General features: G+C 50.6%; 22 protein-coding genes and 1 tRNA gene. 18 read left to right on the top strand and 5 right to left on the bottom strand.

Going from position 1 to position 25,912, the window contains the following annotated elements:
• Positions 1–52: 52 nt before the first annotated feature.
• The 3 genes from NYR02_RS03245 to NYR02_RS03235 all read right to left on the bottom strand — a co-directional run bounded on the left by NYR02_RS03245 (position 53) and on the right by NYR02_RS03235 (position 2,482).
• Entirely contained in the window at positions 53–574 is a 522-nt protein-coding gene (locus NYR02_RS03245; protein WP_260974963.1) for an acyl-CoA thioesterase, read from the bottom strand.
• Positions 575–695: 121 nt separating this feature from the next.
• Complete coding sequence (gene fabA / locus NYR02_RS03240) at positions 696–1,211, bottom strand: 3-hydroxyacyl-[acyl-carrier-protein] dehydratase FabA (protein WP_260974962.1); 516 nt, start codon at positions 1,209–1,211, stop codon at positions 696–698.
• A gap of 152 nt (positions 1,212–1,363) precedes the next feature.
• On the bottom strand, positions 1,364–2,482 hold the full coding sequence (locus NYR02_RS03235; RefSeq protein WP_260974961.1) for a beta-ketoacyl-ACP synthase III: 1,119 nt from the start codon (positions 2,480–2,482) through the stop codon (positions 1,364–1,366).
• Between the two features lie 161 nt (positions 2,483–2,643).
• Between NYR02_RS03235 and NYR02_RS03230 the strand changes: the two genes are divergently transcribed.
• Entirely contained in the window at positions 2,644–3,030 is a 387-nt protein-coding gene (locus tag NYR02_RS03230) for a hypothetical protein (RefSeq protein ID WP_260974960.1), read from the top strand.
• Between the two features lie 10 nt (positions 3,031–3,040).
• On the opposite strand, the gene NYR02_RS03225 is transcribed toward NYR02_RS03230, so the two are convergent.
• Positions 3,041–3,343, bottom strand: a complete 303-nt coding sequence (locus NYR02_RS03225; protein WP_260974959.1) for a YhbY family RNA-binding protein — start codon at positions 3,341–3,343, stop codon at positions 3,041–3,043.
• A 139-nt stretch (positions 3,344–3,482) separates the two neighbouring features.
• On the opposite strand from NYR02_RS03225, the gene rlmE reads away from it, so the two are divergent.
• From rlmE to pnp, 14 genes are all read left to right on the top strand, one after another.
• Complete coding sequence (gene rlmE, locus NYR02_RS03220) at positions 3,483–4,103, top strand: 23S rRNA (uridine(2552)-2'-O)-methyltransferase RlmE (RefSeq protein WP_260974958.1); 621 nt, start codon at positions 3,483–3,485, stop codon at positions 4,101–4,103.
• Between the two features lie 81 nt (positions 4,104–4,184).
• Positions 4,185–6,107, top strand: coding sequence for an ATP-dependent zinc metalloprotease FtsH (gene ftsH / locus NYR02_RS03215; RefSeq protein WP_260974957.1), 1,923 nt, complete (start codon positions 4,185–4,187; stop codon positions 6,105–6,107).
• A gap of 83 nt (positions 6,108–6,190) precedes the next feature.
• Complete coding sequence (folP, locus tag NYR02_RS03210) at positions 6,191–7,033, top strand: dihydropteroate synthase (RefSeq protein ID WP_260974956.1); 843 nt, start codon at positions 6,191–6,193, stop codon at positions 7,031–7,033.
• Positions 7,026–8,360 (top strand): phosphoglucosamine mutase, encoded by a 1,335-nt coding sequence (gene glmM, locus NYR02_RS03205; protein ID WP_260974955.1) that lies wholly within the window; start codon positions 7,026–7,028, stop codon positions 8,358–8,360. Before folP ends, glmM begins: the two co-directional genes overlap by 8 nt.
• Before the next feature lie 89 nt (positions 8,361–8,449).
• Positions 8,450–9,190 carry a triose-phosphate isomerase gene (tpiA, locus tag NYR02_RS03200; RefSeq protein ID WP_260974954.1) on the top strand — a complete coding sequence of 247 codons (741 nt, stop codon included), beginning with the start codon at positions 8,450–8,452 and terminating at the stop codon, positions 9,188–9,190.
• 8 nt (positions 9,191–9,198) lie between these two features.
• On the top strand, positions 9,199–9,588 hold the full coding sequence (gene secG / locus NYR02_RS03195) for a preprotein translocase subunit SecG (RefSeq protein ID WP_260974953.1): 390 nt from the start codon (positions 9,199–9,201) through the stop codon (positions 9,586–9,588).
• A gap of 17 nt (positions 9,589–9,605) precedes the next feature.
• Positions 9,606–9,691 (top strand) — tRNA-Leu (locus NYR02_RS03190).
• A gap of 258 nt (positions 9,692–9,949) precedes the next feature.
• Positions 9,950–10,408, top strand: a complete 459-nt coding sequence (rimP, locus tag NYR02_RS03185) for a ribosome maturation factor RimP (protein ID WP_260974952.1) — start codon at positions 9,950–9,952, stop codon at positions 10,406–10,408.
• A gap of 22 nt (positions 10,409–10,430) precedes the next feature.
• Positions 10,431–11,927, top strand: a complete 1,497-nt coding sequence (gene nusA, locus NYR02_RS03180; RefSeq protein WP_260974951.1) for a transcription termination factor NusA — start codon at positions 10,431–10,433, stop codon at positions 11,925–11,927.
• 25 nt (positions 11,928–11,952) lie between these two features.
• Complete coding sequence (gene infB, locus NYR02_RS03175) at positions 11,953–14,463, top strand: translation initiation factor IF-2 (RefSeq protein ID WP_260974950.1); 2,511 nt, start codon at positions 11,953–11,955, stop codon at positions 14,461–14,463.
• A gap of 133 nt (positions 14,464–14,596) precedes the next feature.
• Positions 14,597–15,010, top strand: a complete 414-nt coding sequence (rbfA, locus tag NYR02_RS03170) for a 30S ribosome-binding factor RbfA (RefSeq protein ID WP_260974949.1) — start codon at positions 14,597–14,599, stop codon at positions 15,008–15,010.
• Between the two features lie 3 nt (positions 15,011–15,013).
• A complete protein-coding gene (truB, locus tag NYR02_RS03165; protein ID WP_260974948.1) occupies positions 15,014–15,958 on the top strand; it encodes a tRNA pseudouridine(55) synthase TruB in 945 nt (314 codons plus the stop codon).
• Between the two features lie 128 nt (positions 15,959–16,086).
• Complete coding sequence (gene rpsO, locus NYR02_RS03160) at positions 16,087–16,356, top strand: 30S ribosomal protein S15 (RefSeq protein WP_260974947.1); 270 nt, start codon at positions 16,087–16,089, stop codon at positions 16,354–16,356.
• 265 nt (positions 16,357–16,621) lie between these two features.
• Positions 16,622–18,730, top strand: a complete 2,109-nt coding sequence (gene pnp / locus NYR02_RS03155; RefSeq protein ID WP_260974946.1) for a polyribonucleotide nucleotidyltransferase — start codon at positions 16,622–16,624, stop codon at positions 18,728–18,730.
• 375 nt (positions 18,731–19,105) lie between these two features.
• Here pnp and NYR02_RS03150 read toward each other — a convergent pair whose 3' ends face one another.
• Entirely contained in the window at positions 19,106–19,846 is a 741-nt protein-coding gene (locus NYR02_RS03150) for a substrate-binding periplasmic protein (RefSeq protein ID WP_260974945.1), read from the bottom strand.
• Between the two features lie 1,754 nt (positions 19,847–21,600).
• Between NYR02_RS03150 and NYR02_RS03145 the strand changes: the two genes are divergently transcribed.
• From NYR02_RS03145 to NYR02_RS03135, 3 genes are all read left to right on the top strand, one after another.
• Positions 21,601–22,806 carry a hypothetical protein gene (locus NYR02_RS03145; RefSeq protein WP_260974944.1) on the top strand — a complete coding sequence of 402 codons (1,206 nt, stop codon included), beginning with the start codon at positions 21,601–21,603 and terminating at the stop codon, positions 22,804–22,806.
• Between the two features lie 214 nt (positions 22,807–23,020).
• Positions 23,021–24,895 carry an acetate--CoA ligase family protein gene (locus NYR02_RS03140; RefSeq protein WP_260974943.1) on the top strand — a complete coding sequence of 625 codons (1,875 nt, stop codon included), beginning with the start codon at positions 23,021–23,023 and terminating at the stop codon, positions 24,893–24,895.
• Positions 24,896–24,915: 20 nt separating this feature from the next.
• Entirely contained in the window at positions 24,916–25,707 is a 792-nt protein-coding gene (locus NYR02_RS03135) for a hypothetical protein (protein ID WP_260974942.1), read from the top strand.
• The last annotated feature ends 205 nt before the right edge of the window (positions 25,708–25,912 follow it).

Here is a 25,912-nt window from a genome sequence, read left to right as displayed (position 1 = left end):
AAAAAACCGCGCATTGCGCGGTTTTTTTATACCTGTTAACCGGGAGGATGGCTCAGGGGCACGGAATCAGCGGTAAATCGTCAAAATCATCTGAGCCATCGTCACGCTCAATTGCACGCATCATGGCCTGCAGTTTTTTCTGCGCCTGGCGACGTTTCAGCGCTTTGTTCCAGCGCCGGATCTGTACTTCATTTTTTAATTCCAATTCTGGAACAGGGGTGGGTTTGTTGTCGTCTCCCATGGCGACCATGGTAAAGAAGCAGGTATGCGTGTGGCGAACAGTACGCAGCTTGATATCTTCAGCAACGACTTTGATGCCAATTTCCATCGAGGTGCGGCCGGTGTAATTAATGGTCGCCAGGCAGGTGATCAGTTCTCCGATTAAAATGGGCTCTTTAAATAAAACATTATCGACCGAGAGGGTGACGGCGTAATGTCCGCTGTAACGCATCGCACAGGTATAAGCGACTTTGTCCAGCAGCTTGAGTAATTCGCCGCCATGCATGTTGCCGGAGAAGTTGGCCATGTCCGGAGTGACGAGTACCGTCATCTCGGTTTGTATGATCTGTCCCACAGGGATACCTCACAGAATGATGCCGCCAGTTTAACGGAAATCAGTCAGGAGATAACGTGGGAATGTTGAGAAGGTCAGGCCCTGTCAATAATGACAGAACCTGAACAGCAAGCGGTGGCGTTCAGAAGTTTTCAGTGGAGGTAAACAACCCCACACGCAGATCTTTGGCGGTATAAATTTCGCGGCCATCCACTTCCATTCTGGCATCAGCAATGCCCATGACCAGTTTCTGTTCCATAACGCGTTTGATATCAATGCGGTAGGTAACTGTTTTGGCGGTTGGCAGCACCTGGCCACGGAATTTCACCTCGCCGGAACCGAGGGCGCGACCGCGACCGGGGTTGCCACGCCAGCCGAGAAAGAAACCAACCAGCTGCCACATGGCATCCAGACCCAGACAACCAGGCATGACCGGGTCCGTTTCAAAGTGGCAGTCAAAAAACCACAGAGACGGATCAATATCCAGTTCGGCAATAATTTCGCCTTTACCGTAAGCGCCGCCTTCACTGCTGATGTGCACAATGCGATCCATCATCAGCATGTTGGGAAGTGGCAGGCGGGCATTTCCTTCACCAAACAGTTCGCCGCGGCCACAGGCCAGCAGTTCTTCACGGTTAAAGGAGTGTTGGTGAGTCATGCAGATTCCTCTTTTGGTCTTTTGCAGTCGTTATAAGTATGCCCGTACACTGACATATTTACAGCATGATAGCTAATGAAGGTTTTTTGAAAAAAAGGAATTAATAGATGGCATTTTCCGGCGCGGATTACGCCGGAAAATGGGGGCTGTTATCAGACTTTTTCGACTAAAAGACTGCCAATGGAATAGCCAGCACCAAAAGAACAGATCAGGCCTTTATCGCCGGAGATGAAATCATCTTTATGGCGGTGGAAGGCGATAACTGAACCAGAAGAAGCGGTATTGGCAAACTCATCCAGAACCACAGGCGCTTCATTCCCTTCCGGCAGCCGGCCGAGGAGTTTTTTAACGGCAAATAAGTTCATATTAACGTTGGCCTGATGCAGCCACATGCGTTTCAGTGAAGATGCTTCCAGCTGATTTTCGCTCAGCAGATTCTCAATGAAGTTAGTAACCAGTGGCAGCAGTTCTTTAAATACTTTCCGGCCCTGTTGTTTGAAGGCATAGCGGTTGGCGGGCACATTTTCAAAGCAGTAATCGGCGTAAGATGCATCGCAGCGAATATTGTCTGAATACTGGGTAAATTGTTTGGTACTCAGGATGCGGAAAATATGCTCTGACGTTGCCGTTTCTGCAGGCTCCAGAATTGCTGCGGTTGCAACATCACCAAAAATAAAATGGCTGTCGCGATCTTTGAAGTCCAGCCCGGGTGTGGTGAATTCAGGATTCACAAATAACACACACTTAGCGGTTCCAGCTTTCAGTGCGGTGTAGGCATTGATCAGACCGAAGGTCGCGGATGAGCAGGCAATGCCCATGTCGTAGGCGAAACCTTTAATGCCCAGTTCACGTTGAATTTCAACAGACATGCCCGGGTAGTCACGCTGGCGGAAGGTGCTTGAAACAATGACCATATCAATATCGTCAGCGGTTTTGCCGGCCTGTTGCATGGCTTCACGAGCGGCAGCAACCCCCATGGTGACCATTTCCGGGGTGGCACCTTCCTGTGTCATCGGGAATACGGGATGCATGATGTCCGGATTCACGATGCCATCTTTGTACATGGCATAACGTGCTTTGATGCCGGAGGCTTTTTCAATAAATTCACTGCTGGATAATGGCAGAGCTTCGGTTTCGCCCGCGGCGATGGCGTCGGCATGCTCTTCGTTAAAACGATTTGCATAGGCATTGTAGGCTTCTACCAGTTCATCATTGGTGATGGTAAAAGGCGGGATGAACAGGCCGGAGCCGGAAATTACGATATCGGACATGAGCATTGAAACCTTACTTTTTTCGCTATTATCACCGGAACAGTCCGGTCTTCCAACTCCCCTTTGGTGTAAGCTTGTTAACGTCAGGCTGATCTGGCCAGTCAGGCCACGGATTTATCTTTTTCTGTACTGATCCGGAGTATCCGGACGGAGTCATCGCCATGATCCGGCATTATCTGATTTTATTCCGTACGTTCTGGCTGGGCGGGTTATGGGCGTGTGCGTATGTAGTCCGGCCACTGCTGGAACACCGCGGGTTCTTTCCGCAGCATGGTATGGACGTTATGCATGTGATGGTTGGGCTTGGTGGCGTGGCGGGGTGTGTGATTCTGCTGATGAGCAGGCTGTTTCATGCGCTCAGCTGGCGGCAATTGCCCGTGCAGTTGGTGTTGATTATGACGTTTCTGTCACTGGTGTATTTCGCATTTATGCCGTGGTGGAAGCTGCAGATGATGCTGATGCATGCCATCTCGGTTCTGGGGTTGGCCTGGTTGTTGATTGCGCCGGTGTCGGTGATCCGCCGGGATCATGCTCCGGCGGTCAGATAACCTGAGTGCTTCAGCGCTTCAGGTTGGACAGCTTAGGATTGGCTTTTGGATTGCGGCGCATCAGCAATGCGGTGTTGCCGATTTGCTGTGGCATTTCTGCCCCGGTAATGCGCAGAATCTCTGCCAGTACTTCTTTTTTAACATCACGGTCACCAACAGACACTTTGATTTTGATCAGCTCGTGATCGTTCAGTGCGCGGTTCAGTTCCTCAATGACCCCTTCGGTCAGGCCATTGGCGGCGACGGTGACAATCGGATTCAGCGTGTGGCCGATGGCACGATAGGCCTTTTTCTGTTCGTTTGATAATGCCATATAGATTCGGGAGCTCTGTAGTTCGGTAGTAATGTGGTTCGGTGGTAAACTTAGCGCTTTATATGCGGTGAAGACCGCTGGGGTCGTTTCCACGAATTAAACAGCCCTTAGTATACCTGACCTTGGAGCAAGTACCTGCATGGCGCGTTCAAAAACCAGTGCCGATTGGCTGAAAGAGCATGTTGACGACATTTATGTGCAAAAAGCACAGCAGGATGGCTATCGCACGCGTGCCAGCTACAAACTGATTGAACTCGATGAGAAAGACCAGCTCATAAAGCCCGGTATGACCATCATCGATCTTGGTTCGGCCCCGGGTGGCTGGTCACAGGTGGTTGGTCGTAAGCTGAATGGCAAGGGGGTGGTGATTGCCTCCGATATTCTGCCGATGGACCCCATTGCTGATGTTGAGTTTATTCAGGGCGATTTCACCGAAGAGTCGGTTTTTAATGAATTAATGGCGATTGTCGATGGTCGTCCGGTAGACCTTGTAATCTCCGATATGGCCCCCAATATGAGTGGAGTACCCTCAATTGATCAGCCTGGTTCTATGTATCTAGTAGAGTTAGCGCTGGATATGGCGCGTCAGGTGCTGCGTCCGAATGGTCAGTTTGTGGCGAAAGTGTTCCAGGGCGATGGTTTTGATGAATACGTAAAGGACGTCAGACAATCCTTTACAAAAGTTTTGATTCGTAAGCCTAAGGCGTCTCGTCCGCGTTCGCGCGAGGTTTACGTTGTTGGGAAAGGTTTCCGCGCTTAGCCAATGCTTGCTAAGCTAGACAGTTAAAGAAGGGACGTCGGGATATGGCCCGACTCCGCAGCCAATGAGGTGGTGCCGGGTATGGCGAAGAATTTCATATTATGGGCGGTGATTGCAGCCGTTCTGATGATGGTGTTCAACAATTTCCAGAATGTGGGCAAGGGTAAGGAGTATTCCTACTCTGAGTTCATTACTGCCGTGGAAAGCGGTCAGGTGGAAAAAGTCACCATTTCTGGCCAGACCATCTCTGGTGTTAACAGCGGTGGCGAAGCCTTTGAGACCATTCTGCCGGTTTACGATGACAAACTGATGGACACCCTGCTGAACAATCATGTTCAGGTGTTAGGCGAAAAGCCTGAAAAACAGGGGTTCTTCACTCAATTGTTGCTGGCATCACTGCCTATTCTGATCATTATTGCCGTGTTTATGCTGTTTATGCGTCAGATGCAGGGCGGTGGTGGCGGCAAAGGCGGTCCGATGGCGTTTGGTAAAAGCAAAGCCAAACTGCTCAGCGAAGATCAGATCAAAACCACCTTTGAAGATGTTGCCGGCTGTGATGAAGCCAAAGAAGACGTTAAAGAGTTAGTCGAATTCCTGCGTGATCCGGGCAAATACCAGCGCCTTGGCGGTAAAATTCCGCGCGGTGTGCTGATGGTTGGTCAGCCGGGTACCGGTAAAACGCTGCTGGCAAAAGCCATTGCCGGTGAAGCGCGTGTACCGTTTTTCTCGATTTCCGGTTCCGATTTCGTTGAAATGTTTGTTGGTGTTGGTGCCTCCCGTGTGCGCGATATGTTTGAGCAGGCCAAGAAGCAGGCACCTTGTATCATCTTCATTGATGAGATTGATGCCGTCGGCCGTTCCCGTGGTGTCGGTATTGGTGGTGGTAACGATGAGCGCGAACAGACTCTGAACCAGCTGCTGGTTGAGATGGACGGCTTTGAAGTTAACGATGGCATCATTGTTATTGCTGCCACCAACCGTCCGGATGTACTGGATCCGGCGCTGTTGCGTCCGGGCCGTTTCGACCGTCAGGTGGTTGTGGGTCTGCCGGATATCCGTGGCCGTGAGCAGATTCTGAATGTCCACATGCGCAAAGTGCCGCTGGCTGATGATGTGAATGCCTCTATTATTGCCCGTGGTACGCCAGGATTCTCCGGTGCCGATCTGGCGAATCTGGTGAACGAAGCAGCACTCTTTGCTGCTCGCTCAAACCGTAATCTGGTTACCATGGAAGAGTTCGAGAAAGCCAAGGATAAAATCCTGATGGGCGCCGAGCGTAAGACCATGGTGATGTCGGAAAAAGAAAAGACCAATACGGCTTATCACGAAGCCGGTCACGCGATTGTTGGTCGTATGGTTCCGGAGCATGACCCGGTATACAAAGTATCGATTATTCCCCGCGGTCGTGCGTTGGGTGTGACGATGTTCCTGCCGGAAGAAGATCGCCATTCCATCAGTAAACGTGGTATCGAAAGTAATATCTGCTCGCTGTACGGCGGCCGTATTGCTGAAGAGATGACGCTGGGTAAAGACGGTGTCACCACCGGTGCCTCAAACGATATTGAGCGTGCAACCAAATACGCACGAAACTATGTCACCAAGTGGGGCTTGTCCGAGAAATTAGGCGCGCAGCTTTACACTGAGGAAGAACAAAACGGTTATCTGGGGTCGTCTGGCGGTGGTCAGATGTCTCATTTATCGGATGAAACGGCACGGGTCATTGATGCGGAAGTCAGAAATCTGTTGGACGTCTGTTATCAGCGTGCCAGCAAAATTCTGGAAGAAAACCGCGATAAGCTTGAACTGATGAAAGATGCGCTGATGGAATATGAAACCATTGATGCGGATCAGATTGACGACATCATGGCCGGTAAAAAACCGCGTCCGCCTAAATCCTGGGGCGATAACGGCTCTGGTCCGGCCGCTCCGGCAGAAGAAAGCCGTGATATGGCCAGTGATGCCGATGATGATGCGGTAGGTGATCCGGCCGGCGAACAGAACTGATTCGCTCTGCTGGATAGTTAAAAGGCGGCATTAGCCGCCTTTTTATTGGGTCGAATATCTAATCGTTGTACTCAGGATTTCGCGTGAAATTTCAGTGTGGTAATCGTCAGCTCGATCTCTCTGTTCCCCGGGTAATGGGGATTCTTAATGTCACTCCCGATTCATTTTCTGATGGTGGTCATTTTACCGCGCTGGATTCTGCGCTGCGTCATGCTGAGCAGATGCTGCACGACGGGGCGGATTTAATCGACGTTGGTGGTGAGTCGACTCGTCCCGGTGCGGCGACGGTTGGTGAGGACGAGGAATTGGCACGGGTGATTCCTGTCGTCGAGGCCATTGCCCGGCGGTTGGATGTGGCTATTTCGGTTGATACCAGCAGTGCCGCCGTTATTCGTGCCAGTGCTCAGGCTGGTGCGCATCTGATTAACGATGTACGTGCGCTGACAAGGTCGGGGGCGTTGGCGGCGGCGGCGGCTTCTGATTTGCCGGTCTGCCTGATGCATATGAATGGCGAGCCACAGGTTATGCAGGCTGCTCCGCATTACGATATGCCGGTTGAAGATGCTGTTTTGGCGTATCTGGCTGCACGCGTTGCGGCGTGTGAGGAAGCCGGAATACGGCGTGAGCGATTGTTGCTCGATCCTGGATTCGGCTTCGGTAAAACCTTCGAACATAACTACCGTTTGCTTAACCATCTGGAGCGTCTGCATGAATTGAATCTGCCGCTGCTGACGGGCTTGTCGCGCAAACGCATGATTGGTGAAGCCGCGGGCAACAGCAATGCCGCCGAGCGAATCGCAGGAAGTGTGAGCGGTGCCGTGATCTGTGCATTAAAAGGTGCGAAAATCATCCGCGTACACGACGTAAAACAAACAACAGAAGCATTGCGTGTCGTAATTGCCACTCAGAGGGAAGGGCATGTCTAGAAAATATTTTGGCACCGATGGTGTTCGTGGTCGGGTGGGTGCATACCCTATTACCCCGGAATTTGTTATGAAATTGGGCTGGGCCGCCGGCAAAGTGTTCGCTCAACAGGGAAAGAGCCGGATTTTAATCGGCAAAGATACGCGTATTTCCGGCTATATGTTTGAGTCCGCACTGGAGGCCGGTTTGTCTTCGGCAGGTGTTGATATTGGTTTGTTAGGGCCTATTCCTACACCGGGCATTGCTTATTTGACCCGCACCTTCCGCGCGCAGGCTGGCATCGTCATCAGTGCCTCACATAATCCGTATTACGATAACGGCATTAAATTCTTTTCCGGCAATGGTGAAAAATTGCCGGATGAAACTGAGTTAGCCATTGAGTCCTGGCTGGATAAACCCATGAGTTGCGTTGAATCTGCGCAGCTGGGGAAAGCTGCCCGTATTAATGATGCTGGCGGACGATATATTGAGTTTTGCAAAGGCACGGCCAGTTCGCTGAATCTGCGCGGGCTGACCATTGTGCTGGATTGTGCCCATGGCGCGACGTACCAGATTGCCCCGGCGGTTTTTTCTGAGCTGGGGGCCACGGTTATTACCATTGGTGCTAAACCGGACGGTCTGAATATTAATGAAGGCGTGGGCTCTACTGAGCCGGCGGCTTTGCAGGCGCGGGTGCTGCAGGAGCATGCCGATCTGGGCATTGCTTTTGATGGCGACGGCGACCGGTTGATGATGGTCGATCATCGTGGCGAGTTGGTTGATGGTGATCAGCTGCTGTTTATTATTGCTACCCATGCAAAAAAACAGGGCCGCTTAAATGGCGGAGTGGTTGGCACATTAATGAGCAATCTGGGCCTGGAATTAGGACTGAAGGATCTGGGCATTGATTTTCTGCGTGCCAAGGTCGGTGATCGCTATGTGATGCAACTGCTTAATGAACATGGCTGGCGCTTTGGCGGCGAATCCTCCGGACATCTTTTGTGTCTGGATGCTAATACCACCGGCGATGGCATTGTTGCCGCCCTGCAGGTATTGCAAGCGCTGAAAGACAGTGAAACATCATTGCATGACTGGCAGAAGCGTATGAGTAAAATGCCGCAGGTTATGATTAATGTGCAACGCAGCCGTCAGGCCGATGTGATGAGTCTGCCGGAAATTGTTCAGGCGATTGCCGCGACCGAAGAAAAGCTTGCCGGTCGTGGTCGCGTATTGCTGCGTCCGTCCGGTACAGAGCCTGTCGTGCGGGTGATGGTCGAAGGCGAGGATGCTGCACAGGTGCAGACGCTGGCTGAAGAGTTGGCCGCGGTGGTCGAACGGGCGCTGGCTTAGGCCGCAGAATGCCTCTGCAGACGCGCTGTTGCTTGTCTCGCCGGGGCTTCTTAGATAGTATCTGCGCTCTTTGAATTTAGGGAGACGTCATGCGTCGTTTGTTGGTTGCCGGAAACTGGAAGATGAATGCCTCTGTGGCGATGACCCAGAGTCTGCTGTCGGAACTCCGTGCCGCTCAGATTGACCAGTGTGATGTTGCGGTATTTCCGCCGTTTCCTTATCTGACTCAGGCGGCTCAGTTGCTGTCTGGCAGTGCTGTTGCGCTTGGTGCGCAGAATTGTGCTACAGAAGAATCCGGAGCATTTACCGGTGAAGTCGCTGCACCAATGCTGGCTGATGTCGGCTGTGCGATGGCGTTGGTTGGTCATTCAGAACGTCGCACCTTTTATGGTGAAACCGATGAAACAGTGCTGGCAAAAACCCGGCAACTGTTGGCCAGCAAAGTTACTGCGGTTGTCTGTATCGGTGAAACACTCGCCGAGCGTCAGGCCGGCCAGGAAGAAGTGGTCGTTGCTCAGCAATTAAAGCTGTTGCTTGAACAGCTGAATGCACAGCAGTGGCAACACATTATTCTGGCTTACGAGCCGGTGTGGGCTATTGGTACCGGAGAAACCGCTACGCCTGAGCAAGCGCAGGCAATGCATGCTTTTATTCGCGCCCAGTTGCAGATATTGGGTGCGGACGTCGCGCAGGCGACACGAATTTTGTATGGTGGCAGTGTAAAAGCTGCCAATGCTGCGGAGCTTTTTTCGCAGCCTGATATTGATGGTGGTCTGGTCGGCGGTGCATCGCTCGACGCCGCTGAATTTCTGGGTATTTGTCGGGCATAAGGTAAATTATGGAATCCATTATTCTGATCGTTCATATCGTGCTGGCTCTTGGCATCATTGGTTTTGTGATGCTGCAGCAGGGTAAAGGTGCCGACGCAGGCGCATCATTTGGTAGCGGTGCCTCCCAGACTGTCTTCGGCAGCAGTGGTTCAGGTAATTTTCTCAGCCGCACAACGGCTATTCTGGCGACGTTATTCTTCGTAACCAGTCTTGGTCTGGGTATTTATGCCAAGCAAAAAGCACAGGGTTACACTGATTTAGGAATTCCTAGTCAGGAAGTGATTGAAAAGCTTGAGAAAGATACCCCACTTGTGGAAGAATACGCGCCTTCCTCTGATGCACCCGAACTGGATGCATCAACCTCTGATGAGCCTGCCGTGGAAACCACTGGCAACTAAGGTTAATCAGTTTTAGTGCGGATGTGGTGGAATTGGTAGACACGCCATCTTGAGGGGGTGGTGAGCCTAGCTCGTGCGAGTTCGAGTCTCGCCATCCGCACCAATTTATTCCGGGAAAGCGAACATGGTTCGCTTTTTCTGTTTAAAGCGCCTATAATGCGCGTGCTTTTAGAGAGCACTACTAAAAAGCCCCTCGAGTCAGGGGCTTTTTAGTAGTTGCTTTTCAGGAGCGATTCAACGCGGCTGTGTCGTGTATGAATCTCACAGGAATCCGCTTGATAAAAGCGGGTTTCGGTCTGCATAAAGCAGTAGCGGACTGGGCACAACGTTGCCCAGTTTTTGTTTGTGGTGGGGGTAGTTTTTGGCAAAAGATACGCAATTAGCAGAGCTGTTAGCGCCGATAGTTGAATCCATGGGATTTACCTATTGGGGCCTGGAGTTTATTCCTCAGGGGCGTCATTCCCTGTTGCGTGTTTTCATCGACCATGAAGATGGCATTCTTGTCGATCATTGTGCAGCCGTCAGCCGACAGCTGGGTGCGGTTCTCGATGTAGAAGATCCGATTGCGCAGGATTACACGCTGGAAGTTTCATCCCCGGGGATGGATCGTCCGCTATTCACACTCGAACAATTTCAACAATATGCTGGCCACATTATTGATGTGCGTCTGCGTATGCCCTTTGAAGGGCGTCGAAAATACAAAGGCCAGTTAATTGGTGTTGAGCAGGAAGATGTCGTTCTCGTTGTTGATGAGCACGAATATTTACTGCCGATTGAGCTGATTGACCATGCCAATGTAGTACCACAATTCAAGGACTAAGGTTGCAGAGCGAGGCTAGAAGATGAGCAAAGAAATTCTCCTGGTCGCGGAAGCGGTATCCAACGAAAAGGGCGTTTCAAAAGAAATTATTTTTGAAGCAATTGAGTCAGCCCTTGCAGCGGCCGCCAAGAAGCGCTACGAAGATGAAGAAGCCACTATCCGTGTGGATATTGACCGTAAAACCGGTGACTACCAGAGCTTTCGCAGTTGGCTGGTTGTCAGCAATGATGTGGTTCCGGGGCTTGGCGATGAGCTGACCCTGCAGGAAGCTCATGAAATTGATACCAATCTGCAACCTGGCGATACCTACGAAATCGAAATCGACAACCCTGACTTCGGCCGTATCGCCGCTCAGGCTGCGAAGCAGATTATCGTACAGAAAGTCCGTGAAGCAGAGCGTGCACAGATTGTTGATCAGTACCAGGATCGCGTTGGTGAATTGATTAACGGTACTGTTAAAAAAGTGACACGCGATAACGTTATCGTCGATCTGGGTAATAACGCCGAAGGTCTGCTGCCGAAAGATCAGCTGATTGGTCGCGAAATTATGCGTATGGGTGATCGTGTGCGTGCCATTCTGCACGCAGTACGTCCGGAAAACCGTGGTCCGCAGCTGATGCTGAGCCGCACCATTCCGGAAATGCTGATCGAGCTGTTCCGTATCGAAGTACCGGAAATCGCCGAAGAAGTTATCGAAATTAAAGGCGCGGCCCGTGACCCGGGTTCCCGTGCAAAAATTGCGGTAAAAACCAACGATAAACGCATCGACCCGGTGGGTGCTTGTGTGGGTATGCGCGGCGCGCGTGTTCAGGCAGTGACCAACGAATTGGGTGGTAACGAGCGTATCGACATCGTGCTGTGGGATGACAATCCGGCACAGCTGGTGATTAACGCCATGGCTCCGGCCGATGTTGCGTCGATCATTATGGATGAAGAAACCAACACGATGGATGTTGCTGTTGCTTCCGACAATCTGGCCCAGGCGATTGGTCGTGGCGGTCAGAACGTACGTTTGGCTTCCGAGCTTACCGGCTGGGAAATCAACGTGATGACGGAAGAAGAAGCATCCGAGAAACAAAATGAAGAAGCCTCCGGCTTTATCGAAGGATTTATGAAATCCCTCGATCTGGACGAAGACTTTGCCACCCTGCTGGTTGAAGAAGGTTTCACCACGCTGGAAGAAGTGGCTTACGTGCCAATGGAAGAGATGCTCAGCATCGACGGTCTGGATGAAGATGTGGTTACCGAACTGCGCAACCGCGCAAAAGACGTACTGCTGACCCAGGCCATTGCTTCCGAAGAAAAACTGGAAAATTCTCAGCCGGCAGATGATCTGCTGAACATGGAAGGCATGGAGAAACACCTGGCACTGGTTCTGGCAAGTAAAGGCATTTGTACGATGGAAGATCTGGCCGAGCAATCCATCGATGACCTGTTGGACATTGAACAGATGACTGAAGAAAAAGCGGCGGAATTGATTATGACCGCCCGCAAGCCCTGGTTTGAGGGCAACGACTAACCACTGCTCGGCATAGGAGAAACGTATGGCAGATGTAACAGTTAAAGAACTCGCCGACGTGGTAGGGACAAGCGTTGATCGCTTATTGTCCCAAATGAAAGAAGCGGGGTTGCCACAAACCGCAGCCAGTCAGTCTGTTTCTGATGATCAGAAACAGTCTTTGCTGCTTTTTCTGAAGAAAAGCCATGGTGAAGCAGCGGCTACGCCGAACAAAATTACGCTTAAGCGTAAAGTGACCACGACCCTGAAAACGGGTCAGGGTGGCAAAAAAGCCGTCGCCATTGAAGTTCGTAAAAAACGCACGTATGTAAAACGCGAAGAGCTGGATCTGGAAGCTGAAAAAGCCAAAGAAGAAGCTGCTCGTGCAGAAGCCGCCGCTCAGGTAGCTGCTGAAGCTGCAGCAGCACCGGCCGTCGCAGAAGCACCGGCAGAAGCCGTTGCTGAAGTAAAAGCAGAAGCAGAAGCACCAGCCGCCGAAAAACCGGCAGCGACCAGCGCCAAACCGGCCGCCAAAGCCAAGCCGGCCACGGTGGAAGAAGACGCTGCGCAGAAACGTGCAGAAGCTGAAGCCGCTCAGGCGCGTCAGGAAGAAAATCGCAAAAAGTCGAACAAAACAGTCGACAAGAAACGCGTTGATCAGCGTGAGAACAGCCGCTTTACCGATGGTGGTGACGATGATCGCAACCGTTCCCGTCGTGGTGGCAAAGGCAAGACGAAAGGTGGCCGTGGCCGTCAGCAGTCTGCCAATGAACACGCCTTTACCCGTCCTACAGCGCCCGTGGTTCATGAAGTTGAACTGCCGGAAGCCATTACCGTTGCCGATCTGGCATCGAAAATGGCCGTAAAAGCTGGTGAAGTGATTAAAACCCTGATGAAAATGGGTGTGATGGCGACCATCAACCAGATTCTGGATCAGGATACAGCCACTCTGGTGGTTGAAGAAATGGGTCACAAAGTGACCAAGCTGATTGCCGATAACGCGCTGGAAGTAGCCGTTACCGAATCCGTTTCTTACGAGGGTGATGAGCAACCACGTGCACCGGTGGTTACCGTAATGGGTCACGTTGACCATGGTAAAACCTCGCTGCTCGACTATATCCGTCGTACCCGCGTGGTATCCGGTGAAGCTGGTGGTATTACCCAGCACATCGGTGCGTACCACGTAGAAACCGATCATGGCATGGTGTCCTTCCTGGATACTCCGGGACACGCCGCGTTTACCTCGATGCGTGCCCGTGGTGCTCAATCCACTGACGTGGTGATCCTGGTGGTGGCTGCTGACGATGGTGTGATGCCGCAAACCGAAGAAGCCGTTCAGCACGCGAAAGCGGCAGGCGTGCCAATCGTGGTTGCCATCAACAAAATGGATAAAGAGTCCGCAGACCCGGAACGGGTTAAAAGCGAACTGTCTGCCCGTGACGTATTGCCGGAAGATTGGGGCGGTACTGTACCGTTTATCCCGGTGTCTGCGCACACAGGTCAGGGTATTGATGAACTGCTTGAAGCGGTTCTTCTGCAGGCCGAAATTCTGGAGCTTAAAGCTCATTTCAGCGGTCCTGGTCAGGGTGTTGTGGTTGAATCGCGTCTGGATAAAGGACGTGGTCCGGTTGCCACTCTGCTGGTACAGAACGGTACGCTGAAAAAAGGCGACATCGTTCTGGCGGGTACCTGCTACGGTCGTGCCCGTGCTCTGCTGGATGAAAATGGTCAGCAAGTTAATGGTGCAGGCCCATCCATTCCAGTTGAGATTCTCGGCCTGAACGGAACGCCGGAAGCCGGTGACAACTTCATGGTTGTTGAAAGCGAGAAGAAAGCCCGTGAAGTGGCTGAATTCCGCGAAAACAAAATGAAGGAAGTGGTACAGCAGCGTCAGCAAGCGGCCAAACTCGATGCCCTGTTCAGTGGTATGGGTGAAGGTCAGGTTGCTAACCTCAACGTGGTTGTAAAAACCGACGTTCGTGGTTCGCTGGAAGCCATTGTTGCTTCCCTGCAGAAACTGGCGACCGACGAAGTACGCGTTAACGTTGTGTCTTCCGGTGTTGGTGGTATCACTGAAACCGACGCAACGCTGGCCGTCGCTTCTGGTGCTGTGATGTTCGGCTTCAACGTTCGTGCGGATAACGCGGCGAAGAAAGTGGTCGAAAACAACGGTGTGGATATGCGCTACTACAGCGTGATCTACGATTTGCTGGACGACGTTAAACAGGCCATGGCTGGTCTGCTGGCGCCGGAACTGCGTGAAGAAATCACCGGTATTGCCGAAGTTCGTGATGTCTTCAACTCACCGAAATTCGGTCAGATTGCCGGCTGTATGGTGATTGATGGTGTTATCTACCGTCACAAGAAAATCCGCGTACTGCGCGACAACGTTGTGGTCTATGAAGGCGAGCTGGAATCTCTGCGCCGCTTCAAAGATGACGTTGCCGACGTTCGTCAGGGTATGGAATGTGGTATCGGTGTTAAGAACTATCAGGACGTCCGTCCGGGCGACCAGATCGAAGTGTTCGATGTACGTGAAATTGCCCGTACACTCTGATCTGCATCAACACCTGTAACGGGCCTTCGGGCCCTGACAGCAAAGCCCGGCTCCATGTCGGGCTTTGCTGTCTCTGACAGACCAATGATCAGGCTGAACACATGCCGGCCATTGGGTAACAGAGGATTTAAAAATGCCAAAAGATTACAGCCGTACCTCGCGCCTGGGTGAACAGATTCAGCGCGACCTGGCTCATATGATTCAGTTTGAAATGAAAGACCCACGCCTGGGTATGGTCACACTGAATTACGTAAAAGTTGCCAAAGACCTGGGCTATGCCGATATCTACTTCACCGTGATGGGTGCCAAAGGCGAAACCGATGTCGAGATCCGTAAGCAGACCTCAGCCATCCTCAACGATGCCGCCGGTTATCTGCGTAACGAGCTGGCGCGTATCATGCGCACCCGCATCACTCCGCATCTGCGTTTTCATTACGATGAGAGCATGGATCGCGGTCATCATCTGACCGGTCTGATCAAAAAAGCGCTGGCAGAAGATGAAGCTCATCATCAGGATGATGAAGACCCATCCAGCGACCGGAACTGATTCATGGCGCGTGGAAAAAAAGGCCGTGCAGTCAGCGGCATACTGGTTATTAACAAGCCGTTAGGGCTGTCGTCCAATCAGGTGCTGCAACGGGTGAAATTCCTGTTCGGGGCGCAAAAAGCCGGTCATACCGGTGCTTTGGACCCTCTGGCCACCGGCGTATTGCCGATCTGTCTGGGGGAGGCGACTAAGTTCTCGCAACTGTTGCTCGAATCCGACAAAGGTTACGACACCACCGCACTGCTCGGCGAAATCCGCTCCAGCGGTGATGGCGAAGGTGATGTGATTGCCACGGCTGACGTGCCGCCGCTTACGGCCGCTGAGGTTGAAGCCATTCTTGCGCGCTTCCGTGGTGAGGTTGAGCAGGTGCCGCCGATGTTTTCGGCACTCAAGCTGGATGGTAAGCCGCTCTATGAGCTGGCGCGTCAGGGCATGAGCGAGGAAGAGATCCGGGCGGTGGCGGAGAAAAAGCGCCGCATCATCACCATTCATGAACTGCTGCTGCTTGAGCAACGCGCCACGGAGCTGGATTTGTCCGTGCGTTGCTCGAAGGGCACCTACATCCGCACGCTGGTCGAAGACATTGGCCAGGCGGTTGGTTGTGGCGCTTACGTCAGTAAGTTGCACCGTACTTTGTGCGGGCCTTACCATGCAGCCCAGATGGTGACGCTGGAACAGGTGCAGGAAGCGGCAGAGCAGGGGCATGATGCTCTCGACGCGTTGCTGCTGCCAACCGAAACGGCTCTGCCGGACTGGCCGGAAGTCGCACTGACGCTGGCTGAAGCGGATAAAATCCTGCACGGTCAGCCAGTCAGCACTGGCCTGCCTGCCTGTCCTTCTGTACAATTGTGGGCCGTTGAATCAGACGTCCGGCAATTGCTTGGCATTGGCCGCATTGAAAACGGCAAAGTGAAACCGCAGCGTTTGTTGCAGGTCACACTGTCTTAACCGGTCAAATCTGGTTTGACTGTCGCCACAAGGCGGCACGCATCTCACTGTTAATGTGCACGGTGACGATGATTACATAATCCCGGAACATCTTGTGATGTCCGCGCACATTCATGGAGTAAGTAAAGATGGCATTAACTGCTGCTAATAAAGCTGAGATTGTAAAAGAGTATCAAACTGCTGAAGGCGATACCGGTTCTCCTGAAGTTCAGGTTGCATTGCTGACCCACAACATCGTTGGTCTGCAGAGCCACTTCAAAGAACACGGTAAAGATCACCACTCACGTCGTGGTCTGATCCGCATGGTTAACCAGCGTCGTAAGCTGCTGGATTACCTGAAGCGTAAAGATGCTTCCCGTTACACCGCGCTGATCGGTCGTCTGGGTCTGCGTCGCTAAGATCTCAAAGCTTGCAGCAAAAGCCCTCCGGGGCTTTTGTTGTATCTGGCCAGTCAGGCTATCCTGTTCTGCTTCTGTGGAATAACAACTACCTGCCAAGCTGTGGTGCCAACCCCACGATTCATAGGAATGTGGTGGTGCTTCTAAATATTGGCTTTGCATGCGGACCACTTCTGCCCCGGCAGAACACCGCCATGCCAGAGCTAATGCTTAGAAGTACCGGCAGTCAGCAGGTTTATCGGTAAATTTAAGGAAATACGTATACATGAGCACAAAACCTGTTGCTAAGACCAAAAGCTTTCAATTCGGTAACGATACCCTCACCCTGGAAACCGGGCGCGTAGCCCGTCAGGCGGATGGTGCAGTACTGGCCACTCTGGGAAAAACCCAGGTGCTGGCGACTGTCGTTGCCGCTAAAAGCACTAAGCCAGGCCAGGATTTCTTCCCGCTGTCTGTTCACTATCAGGAAAAAATGTACGCCGCTGGCCGTATCCCTGGTGGCTTCCTGAAGCGCGAAAGCCGTCCTTCCGAAAAAGAAACCCTGACTTCCCGTCTGATTGACCGTCCGATTCGTCCATTGTTTGCCGAAGGCTTCATGAACGAAGTTCAGGTTATCCTGACCGTAATGTCTTCTGAAAAAGAAGTCGATCCGGATATCTGCGCCATGATCGCGACCTCTGCTGCGCTGGCCATTTCAGGTGTGCCTTTCAACGGTCCTATCGGTGGTGCCCGCGTTGGCTTCACCGAAGAAGACGGTTACATGCTGAACCCAACCCAGACCCAGATGCAAGATTCTCTGCTGGACATGGTGGTTGCCGGTACTAAAGACGCCGTGCTGATGGTTGAATCTGAAGCTCAGGAACTGACCGAAGACGAAATGCTGGGTGCAGTCCTGTTCGCCCACACCGGTTTCCAGTCTGCGATCACTGCCATCAACGAATGGGTTGAAGAGCTGGGTGTACAGAAGTGGGATTGGACGGCTGAAGCCAAAAACACCGCACTGTACGAAGCGGTTAAAGCCGAAGCGGCCGCTGGCATCGGTGAGGCTTACACCATCTCCGACAAAATGGCCCGTTATGCCCGTCTGGACGAAGTGAAAAAAGCTGCCGTTGAAAAACTGGCGGCTGCTGAAGGCGAAGAAGGTTTCTCCGCTGACGAAATCGCCGACATGGTTGGTGAGCTGAAGTATGAAGTGGTTCGTAACCGCGTGATTGATGGCCAGCCACGTATCGACGGTCGTGATAACGACACCGTACGTCCACTGACCATCGAAACCGGTGTGCTGAAAACCACTCACGGTTCTGCCATCTTTACCCGTGGTGAAACTCAGGCCATCGTTGTGACTACGCTGGGTTCAACCCGCGATGCACAGATGATCGACTTCCTGCACGGTGCCAAAGACGATCCGTTCCTGTTCCAATACAACTTCCCTCCATACTCTGTGGGTGAAGCTGGTCGTCTGGGCGCTCCTGGCCGTCGCGAAATCGGTCACGGTCGTTTAGCCCGTCGTGGTATTCAGGCGATGATGCCAAACCATGACGAATTCCCGTACACCATCCGTGTGGTATCGGAAATCACCGAATCTAATGGTTCTTCCTCCATGGCTTCTGTGTGTGGCGCGTCTCTGTCTCTGATGGACGCGGGTGTACCGATCAAGGCACCGGTTGCCGGTATCGCCATGGGTCTGATCAAAGAAGGCGACAAGTTTGCCGTTCTGACCGATATCCTGGGTGATGAAGATCACCTTGGCGATATGGATTTTAAAGTGGCCGGTACTGACGAAGGTATCACGGCACTGCAGATGGATATCAAGATCGAAGGTATCACTGAAGAGATCATGGAAATCGCTCTGGAAAAGGCCAAAGCTGCACGCTTTACCATCCTTGAGCAGATGAACACCGTGATTGCTGAGCCACGCAAAGAACTGGCGGAAAATGCTCCGACCATGTCGACCATGAAGATCCCGTCTGACAAGATCCGTGACGTGATTGGTAAAGGTGGCGCGACTATCCGTGATATCACCGAGAAAACCGGTGCCTCTATCGACATCAATGACAACGGCGAGATCAAAATCTTTGCTGCTGGCAAAGAAGCGTCTGATGCTGCCCGTCAGATGATTGAAGCCATCACTGCTGATATCGAAGTGGGTACTACCTACACCGGTAAAGTGAGCAAGATCGTTGACTTCGGTGCGTTCATCACCGTTCTGCCTGGTAAAGATGGTTTGCTGCACATCTCTCAGATCAGCGAAGACCGTGTAGAAAACGTTGCTGATTTCCTGACCGAAGGTCAGATCGTTAACGTACACGTTGCCGATGTCGATCCTAAAGGTCGTATCAAACTGACCATGAAAGGTATTGAGCAGCCTGCTTAATTCTTTCTGAGTTAAAAAAACCGCCGCGGTGAAAACCGCGGCGGTTTTTTTATGGGGGTATTCTATTAGGGCCTGTCGACACTAATTAAACAGGCCTGTTATTGGCTAAAAATATCTCAAACAAGGCGCTGAGAGTGTGGCCTAACGGGTTAAGCGAGTGAACAGCAACGCTGGATGAGGGATTTTTAGCCATAACCCTTCGGGCTGAGGCCAGTTTTCCCCATTAACGTCGTCGTTCGTCATTCATTTAGCCCGCTAATATCACTCCTCTCTCCTTGTTCTGAGAAAAACTGGCTCTCAGCAGGCCGGATTTACTTAGTGTCGACAGGCCCTAGTAACTACAGTCTGCTATCCGCAGCATTAACCCTTGTATGATCAGTTACCATAAACACGTTCAATATCACTGAAAACATTTTCCTTCTTCAGCGTGTCATGTGCCTGCATGATGGATTTTACAATCTTACCGTCCATATCTTTATTCAGCGCCAGATACAGTGGTGTCGAGCGGAATATCAGTGCTGCTTCCATGTCAGACAGATCAGCGGCATCGGATGCGACATAGGGGCCGCTGAGGTAATCAGCAATCCACAGGTCTATCTGACCATGATGAAGGCGTAGCGGATTCATCGCATCGGAGTCTACAACAGAGACGTTAAAGCCCTGATCAATCAGGTACTGCGTCATCACGTCGCCTTTATAACCACCGATGCGATATTTTCTGGCGTCTTCAAGCGTGGTTAAACGTATGTCGCTGCCCGCTTTGGCAAACAGTGTCCAGCGAATTTCTGTCAGTGGTCCAACCCATTGAAACCAGCTTTCCCGCTCTTCATTACGTGCGGTGCAGAAGATTCCGTGATCCGCTTTTTGCTTTGCGCGATCCAGACCATAGTTCCAGTTACGCAGTTTCATTTTTACATCATAAGGAATGCGCTTGATGATGGCCTTGACCATGTCAGTACACAGCCCGGTGATTTCGTCAGCTTTGTGTGCAAAAGGCTGGCCGTTGTCGGTCATGTTGTAAGGCGGGAATTGTTCTGTGTAGAGATAAAGCTTATCGCTTGCTTGTGTTGATGCCGAAAACAGCATGATCAGAAACGCAATTCGGTACATGGGCATGGAAAGTACTCCTTAGTGCGGATTGTCTGTTATGACAGCTAAACGAATCTTCTGCCTTAAGACACGCTGCATAGCAATCATAGACAATGAAAAATAAAACGGCCTGTCGAATATTCAAAAATGCCTGCTGATAACCTTACTTTTAGCGGGTCATTGCGACGCAAAGTATTATCAGAACAAGACAGAGAGATTGTTCTGTGCCAATAGTTGATTTGGATAGATCAGACTGACTGCCATTATGAAAATTAAAGCATGGGCATTGCTGCGAGGCATGCCTCATTCCGGCGGCGGATTCTGGAGTAAAACACCAGCAGGAACAATAGCTTATTCCGGACAATTTAAGACACCGGTCTCATCTGCAGACGATATTTATCCGGTTAGTTATTTGTCTGGTTGGCGGATATTACGCTGCTGGATCGGCAGATATCTCCATGCATCAATATTGTTGAGAGAACCGTTATGCACTGTAGTTATGATTGGATAATGACTAAATTTCGTGATCTGTTATTCAATTGGTATACATAAACGTGTTGGGAAAAAGCTCCGGGTGGTATCAGACATGAATGTTTCTTTGACGTCGTCAAACAACTGTTAATAACTATTCTGTTAATATGATTCTGATTGCAGGTGATCAATTGCTCGCTATTGCAGTGTTTTTTAATCACCTTCCTGATATTCCAATAGTTTCGGATATTTCCATATAGGAATAAGACACTGACGACACATAGATATCCTGTTTGTTTGTATTATCTTTAAATACAGTCGCGCTCCATCTTCTGGGAGGATAAACGGCCGCTTGTGTATTGGTTTATTTCTGAAGCTCAGTTATTCATTATTAATGATTCTATTAATAATAGGTGATGAATGGAGTCGATAATAAAATATATTCCAGAAATAATATTGGTTGCATTTTGTTTCCGTAATTCAATAACGTTGACGACTAAGAAGCCTCTGATACAGCTCCTCAGATGATCGAAGCCATCACCGCAGATATCGGAGTGGGGACTGATTGAACCGGTAAAGTGCGCTAGCGCACCTCTGAATCATTTTGCAAAGCTTCGCCTGAGTGTTACTGAGCTTTTGACAGGGATCGATTGCAGTGAAGGGCGAGCCTTTTAATAAATCGGCAATGCTGTCAAAACGTCCTTCAGCCCACACCCTGCGGGACTTGCTGAAAAATCCAGCTCAGCGTTGCTACGTTTTGACGTAACCCGCAATGCCTTCAAAGTGGTGCCTGGATCTGAACGTTTTCAGTCAGCCGAAAGGGGCGCTTACTTATTCGGAGCTGCTCCGGATCTTTGGTTTTTCAGCGCTTATTACCGTTTTTCCTGATAAGGATGGTCAGCTGCGTCTCTCCTGATCCGTTAAAAGCGTATAGAAAGACGTTGCTGACTTCCTGAATAAAGGTCAGGCCGCTAATGTATTCTCATTCGTATTCTTATTCGATATTGATCCTAAAGGTCGTATTAAGCTGACTATGGGGGTATCGAGTGGCCTGTTTAGCTCTTTTTTATGCGCAATCAATACATATTGTTCTTTATGGTCGCAGTGGATATTTACACTGTTACATTGCTGTAACCTTTGTATTACAATCGGTATATAAATGTGTCCGAAAGTTTATAAGCGTTATAACCATTTTCTGACAATAAGCATGATGATTGTCGCTTCTGGATCGAGTAGTACCGGTGCGAAAGGATTCAACATTTGGCAGGCATAGCATGTCCGTCAGTTTAAATCACGTTATGGAGTTAATAATGATTAGTTTGAAACAAAAAACGTCGTGGCTGGCCGTTGCCAGTGCTTCTCTTGCATTGGCTGCCTGCGGTGGCGACAGTTCGTCCTCATCGGATAACCTTTCTCTTGATCCGTTGACTTATACCGGTTCAGATGCAGAAGCAACGGTCAGCACAGACAATTACAACGATATTGCTCAGAAAGTGCATGCCGTGACTCTGGCCATGGTGGCGGGCAATAGCCTTCAAAGTATTGGGTTTGGTGGCCCGGGTGGTCCAATGATCCCTGGACCTCGCATGCTTTCTAAAGCTGTAAGTAATGTACAGGCTTCAGTACTTGCCGAGGCTTCTTCACTGTCTAAGACTGCGGCCGCTTCTGCGCCGGCTGGTGTGCTTGTTACCTCAAGTAACGGGCGAAGCTATACTTCCAGTAATACTGCTGAAGGTGAGTGTGGAGGTTCTGCCAGTTTTGAAACTACGTTCACGATTAAGAGCACTGCTTCCGAAGATGATGATGAGGCTTCTCCTGTTGATTCGGTGGGTGAAGATTCTGGCGAAGACATCAGTGTAACGTTTAAGGATTACTGCGCCTATCTGGATGATGACGTCACTGAGATTGTGCTGAACGGCAATATGACGATGAATTATGCATATTCCGAACAATACGATTATGTTAATGATACCCGCTCGGTAGACGGAACTGAAACGGGATCAGCGACATTGCGGGTAACCCTCGGCGACGATCAGGTAGTCGTTAAGAGTGCGATGAAGGGGCGTAATCATGCAGACTACAGCTACGATGAAGAGCTGGATGATGATGTCTATAATCCTGACACATTTGTATACGATTCTGCTCGGGTTTTACAGATTTCAGGCAATGGTTTATCGGGTAAACATACCTACACTGAAAGTTGCGACGTTGATCCTGAAGACCCGACAGATACAACCTGTACTGAATCTGAAGTGATCAATGTGGGCGGCACCAACTATAAACTGGAAGGCTATGCCAGCCCCTATGGCGGTGTCTATCTGACGGTGTACCTGCCAACTTTCGGTTCGGTTGTTGTACGTTCTGGTTCGTCATCCCCTACTCTGTGTGACAACTATGCAGGGTTTGAAAGTGGCAGTCTGAGTGTCAATAACGGAGAAATTTCTATCACTTACTCCGGCTGCGATGCTGAGCCTGTTGTTAGTTACAGCGGTAACAGTGATCTGATGCTGCAGTAATTTTATGTGATCGGAAAAAGCGCAGCCTGGCTGCGCTTTTTTATTGGTTGGTGTAATAAATAATGTCCAGTAAATACCATTCCCTGTGCGTATAGGGGTACTTATTGATGTCCTACTAAACCCTTGCTGTTTATGATCGATAAAATCGATGGTCGGCGCTAATCAACACAGAGATTTACATGTTTTCGATTTTCTGGAAGGCCGCGAGCAAGCTATGAACATTACTTCCTATTGGGAAACCACCTCGCCGGTATCATTGATGACGGGCTATGCCTTCGGCAGTCGTCATATGACGATGCGTGTAAGTATTCGTATGGCCGTGCTAAATCAAAGTCAGCAGCATGAAATTTCTTCCTGGTTTCATCAGCATGCGGATATTGCTACTGAATTGGTAATGGGCCATGACGGGTGGGAGGGTAGTGTTGATCTGCTGTTGCAGATTATGTGTAAGTTACAACAGTCGTTGGGCTTTCCCTTATGTGAGTCAGGCATACGGCAAATATTACCTTCAGGTGAGGTAAGGCTTTTTATACCACTGCATCGCGGTACATTTGTTTTACTCGCCAATCTTTTTCAGTGTGTACTGCAGATATTGAATGTCGCTATGCAAGGGGATTTGAGCAGACATCCGGCTGCTGAACTGAACTCTATCGTCAAGGCTTTGCAGCGTTTCAGGCCTGCTACGGGTAATGTTCGTGGTTTTATGGAGGCGGCCTACCAGGCTGGCATTCCGCTTCAGCGGTTACCTGGCAATGCAACGTTGTATGGTCAGGGGATTCTCAGCCGCCTATTGGAAAGTTCATTCACCGATAGAACCCCGAGTATTGGTTGCCAGCAAGCGCGCAGTAAACCGGTGGCTTCGGAAATTTTACGCTTGTATGGGTTACCTGTTCAGGCGCATAAAGTTGTACAGGATATTTCGTCTGCTCTGGCCGCAGCAGAAAAAATAGGATATCCCGTTGTGGTAAAACCAACCGACCGTGATCGCGGTGAAGGTGTTGCCGCAGATCTGAGAACGCCTGAACAGCTCGATAGTGCGTGTCGCATAGCATTTTCTTTATCCAAAAATGTGATGGTTGAAAAACACTTTTACGGTAAAGATTACCGCATTACCGTTTTGGATGGACGTGTTATCTGGGCGGTAGAGCGCGTCCCCGGAGGTGTAACGGGTGATGGTGTCAGCACAGTTAAACAATTAATTGAGCAGCTTAATCTTGAGCCGGATCGCAACGATAGTCGTTATTCAGCGCTTAAACAATTGCATCTTGATGAAGAAGCTTTGACCTTGCTGGCGCAAGAAAACCTGACGCCAGAGTCGATTTTGCCTGCCGCTCAGTTTGTTAGCTTACGTCGTATCAGTAACATCACCCGGGGCGGAGTTCCTGTTGCTGTAACGGATCAGGTTCATCCTGATAACCGCCGCCTGGCTGAGCGGGCGGCCAATGTCTTACGTCTTGATCTTGCGGGTGTTGATTTATTAATTCCGGATATTCGCCAATCCTGGCGTCAGAGTGGCGCCGCGATTTGTGAAGTAAATGCGCAACCGACCATCGGTAGCTATACCGCCGGACATTTGTACGGCGAAATTCTTCAGCACCTGCTTAAAGGCAATGGTCGTATTCCGGTAATCCTGGTGGCAGGAGCGCGCTGTGTCGAATATTCACGTGAGATTGGCACTGCGCTATCTGCAGCGGGTTATGACAGCGGTGTTTATGATGGGCAGGAAATAACTATTAATGGCACAAAAGCCGAAGCGCTGGCTAAAGATGTATTTGCTGCCGGTAAGTTGCTGGTTATGGATCCTTCCGTCAGTGCTGCGGTGGTCGCTTTAACCGATGCTTCGGTGTTAGAGCAGGGATTGCCTTTTCAGCGTTATGACATATTGGTTGCAGACTGTTCCGGTTTCGCACTTCATCAGGATTTACTGAATATGATCGTGCCGGCCTGTGATGGCTGTATTCTGACCGTTAATGGAACAGCGGATCTGCAAAATACAGCGGCAGGCGTCATGTTGTCCGGCACGGATACATTAGAGGCCGATGCGGTTATTCATCTGCTTGAGTCTTGCCAGGGGCTGCAGGCTCTCTGATTCAGGAATCATGATTTAAAATGAAAAAGTTTTTGTTGTTCGTGACTGCATTTTTTAATTTATATGCGCTGGCTGCACATGTCAGTGCTGATACGCAGCTTCAGGCGGGCATCGGAAAAACCGATATGTCGTATAAAGAGTTTCTGCGCGATGGCAGCAAATTTAACCGTGAAGATGGCTGGTTGAATACGCTTTATTTAGGTGCAGCATCTGATCTTTACAACAATATTGACTGGATACTGACATTCGAACGCTCCAGCGGTGCAGTTGCTTATACTGGTCAGAGTCAGTCGGGGACGCCTTCTGATACAACCACGGATGAACATTTCAGAACACTTCTTTCAGGAATACGCTGGCAACCGGGAGCTGGCTCCTGGTCTCTGCTGCTGAATTATGGCGTAGCGGATTGGCAGCGTGGTATTCGCCCCAACGGCATCACCGGTGAACTGGATGAATATTATCGCTGGCGCATTTTGCAGGCAGCCACAGCCTGGCAGGGAGAGTTGTCAGGGCATTTGATCAGGTTTGAGTTTGGCTACACACGGCGCATGGATGGCAATATTGAGGTTAATTTTCGCCCTTATGGTGGCCGTAAGGGAAATGCGGAGCTGGCTGACGGGCACAGCTTTTATACCGATTTGAGCCTGCCGCTGTTTACAACAAGCGTGGGAGATATTCTGTTGTCGTGGCGTTATTCAAAAGAACGTGCGGCAGAATCCGATAAGGGAAATGCCGGGACTCTGGAGTTTATCCAGCCTCGCAGTCGGGTCGTGAATTCGCGTTTTATGCTGCTTTGGCAGTTCTCATTCTGATCCTTTAAACCTGAACATCAACAAAGCGGCCTTTTCTTACGTCGTCGCTTTCCTGTGCCGAGTTGCCATAGAGACGGAGATCTTCATTGCCAGCACTGCGATCTTCGTTGTAAACGTTGGCTGGAATGAATTCAGAGGATGAATCGGAGGTTATAGCAGGAGCTGACAGCGGGTTAGGAGCAAGGCTTCGCCGGTCGCTCGGTAT

It is taken from the genome of Thalassolituus pacificus (genome assembly GCF_025318105.1).
Lineage (GTDB): Bacteria > Pseudomonadota > Gammaproteobacteria > Pseudomonadales > Oceanobacteraceae > Venatoribacter > Venatoribacter pacificus.
This window is presented reverse-complemented; position numbering and strand designations above follow the sequence as displayed.

What these genes read in the sequence shown, in the direction of transcription:
- fabA (WP_260974962.1), bottom strand. Translation starts at nt 1,211, where the DNA reads ATGACTCACCAACACTCCTTTAACCGTGAAGAACTGCTGGCCTGTGGC.
- NYR02_RS03235 (WP_260974961.1), bottom strand. Translation starts at nt 2,482, where the DNA reads ATGTCCGATATCGTAATTTCCGGCTCCGGCCTGTTCATCCCGCCTTTT.
- NYR02_RS03230 (WP_260974960.1), top strand. Translation starts at nt 2,644, where the DNA reads ATGATCCGGCATTATCTGATTTTATTCCGTACGTTCTGGCTGGGCGGG.
- NYR02_RS03225 (WP_260974959.1), bottom strand. Translation starts at nt 3,343, where the DNA reads ATGGCATTATCAAACGAACAGAAAAAGGCCTATCGTGCCATCGGCCAC.
- rlmE (WP_260974958.1), top strand. Translation starts at nt 3,483, where the DNA reads ATGGCGCGTTCAAAAACCAGTGCCGATTGGCTGAAAGAGCATGTTGAC.
- ftsH (WP_260974957.1), top strand. Translation starts at nt 4,185, where the DNA reads ATGGCGAAGAATTTCATATTATGGGCGGTGATTGCAGCCGTTCTGATG.
- glmM (WP_260974955.1), top strand. Translation starts at nt 7,026, where the DNA reads ATGTCTAGAAAATATTTTGGCACCGATGGTGTTCGTGGTCGGGTGGGT.
- tpiA (WP_260974954.1), top strand. Translation starts at nt 8,450, where the DNA reads ATGCGTCGTTTGTTGGTTGCCGGAAACTGGAAGATGAATGCCTCTGTG.
- secG (WP_260974953.1), top strand. Translation starts at nt 9,199, where the DNA reads ATGGAATCCATTATTCTGATCGTTCATATCGTGCTGGCTCTTGGCATC.
- nusA (WP_260974951.1), top strand. Translation starts at nt 10,431, where the DNA reads ATGAGCAAAGAAATTCTCCTGGTCGCGGAAGCGGTATCCAACGAAAAG.
- infB (WP_260974950.1), top strand. Translation starts at nt 11,953, where the DNA reads ATGGCAGATGTAACAGTTAAAGAACTCGCCGACGTGGTAGGGACAAGC.
- rbfA (WP_260974949.1), top strand. Translation starts at nt 14,597, where the DNA reads ATGCCAAAAGATTACAGCCGTACCTCGCGCCTGGGTGAACAGATTCAG.
- truB (WP_260974948.1), top strand. Translation starts at nt 15,014, where the DNA reads ATGGCGCGTGGAAAAAAAGGCCGTGCAGTCAGCGGCATACTGGTTATT.
- rpsO (WP_260974947.1), top strand. Translation starts at nt 16,087, where the DNA reads ATGGCATTAACTGCTGCTAATAAAGCTGAGATTGTAAAAGAGTATCAA.
- pnp (WP_260974946.1), top strand. Translation starts at nt 16,622, where the DNA reads ATGAGCACAAAACCTGTTGCTAAGACCAAAAGCTTTCAATTCGGTAAC.
- NYR02_RS03150 (WP_260974945.1), bottom strand. Translation starts at nt 19,846, where the DNA reads ATGCCCATGTACCGAATTGCGTTTCTGATCATGCTGTTTTCGGCATCA.
- NYR02_RS03145 (WP_260974944.1), top strand. Translation starts at nt 21,601, where the DNA reads ATGATTAGTTTGAAACAAAAAACGTCGTGGCTGGCCGTTGCCAGTGCT.
- NYR02_RS03140 (WP_260974943.1), top strand. Translation starts at nt 23,021, where the DNA reads ATGAACATTACTTCCTATTGGGAAACCACCTCGCCGGTATCATTGATG.
- NYR02_RS03135 (WP_260974942.1), top strand. Translation starts at nt 24,916, where the DNA reads ATGAAAAAGTTTTTGTTGTTCGTGACTGCATTTTTTAATTTATATGCG.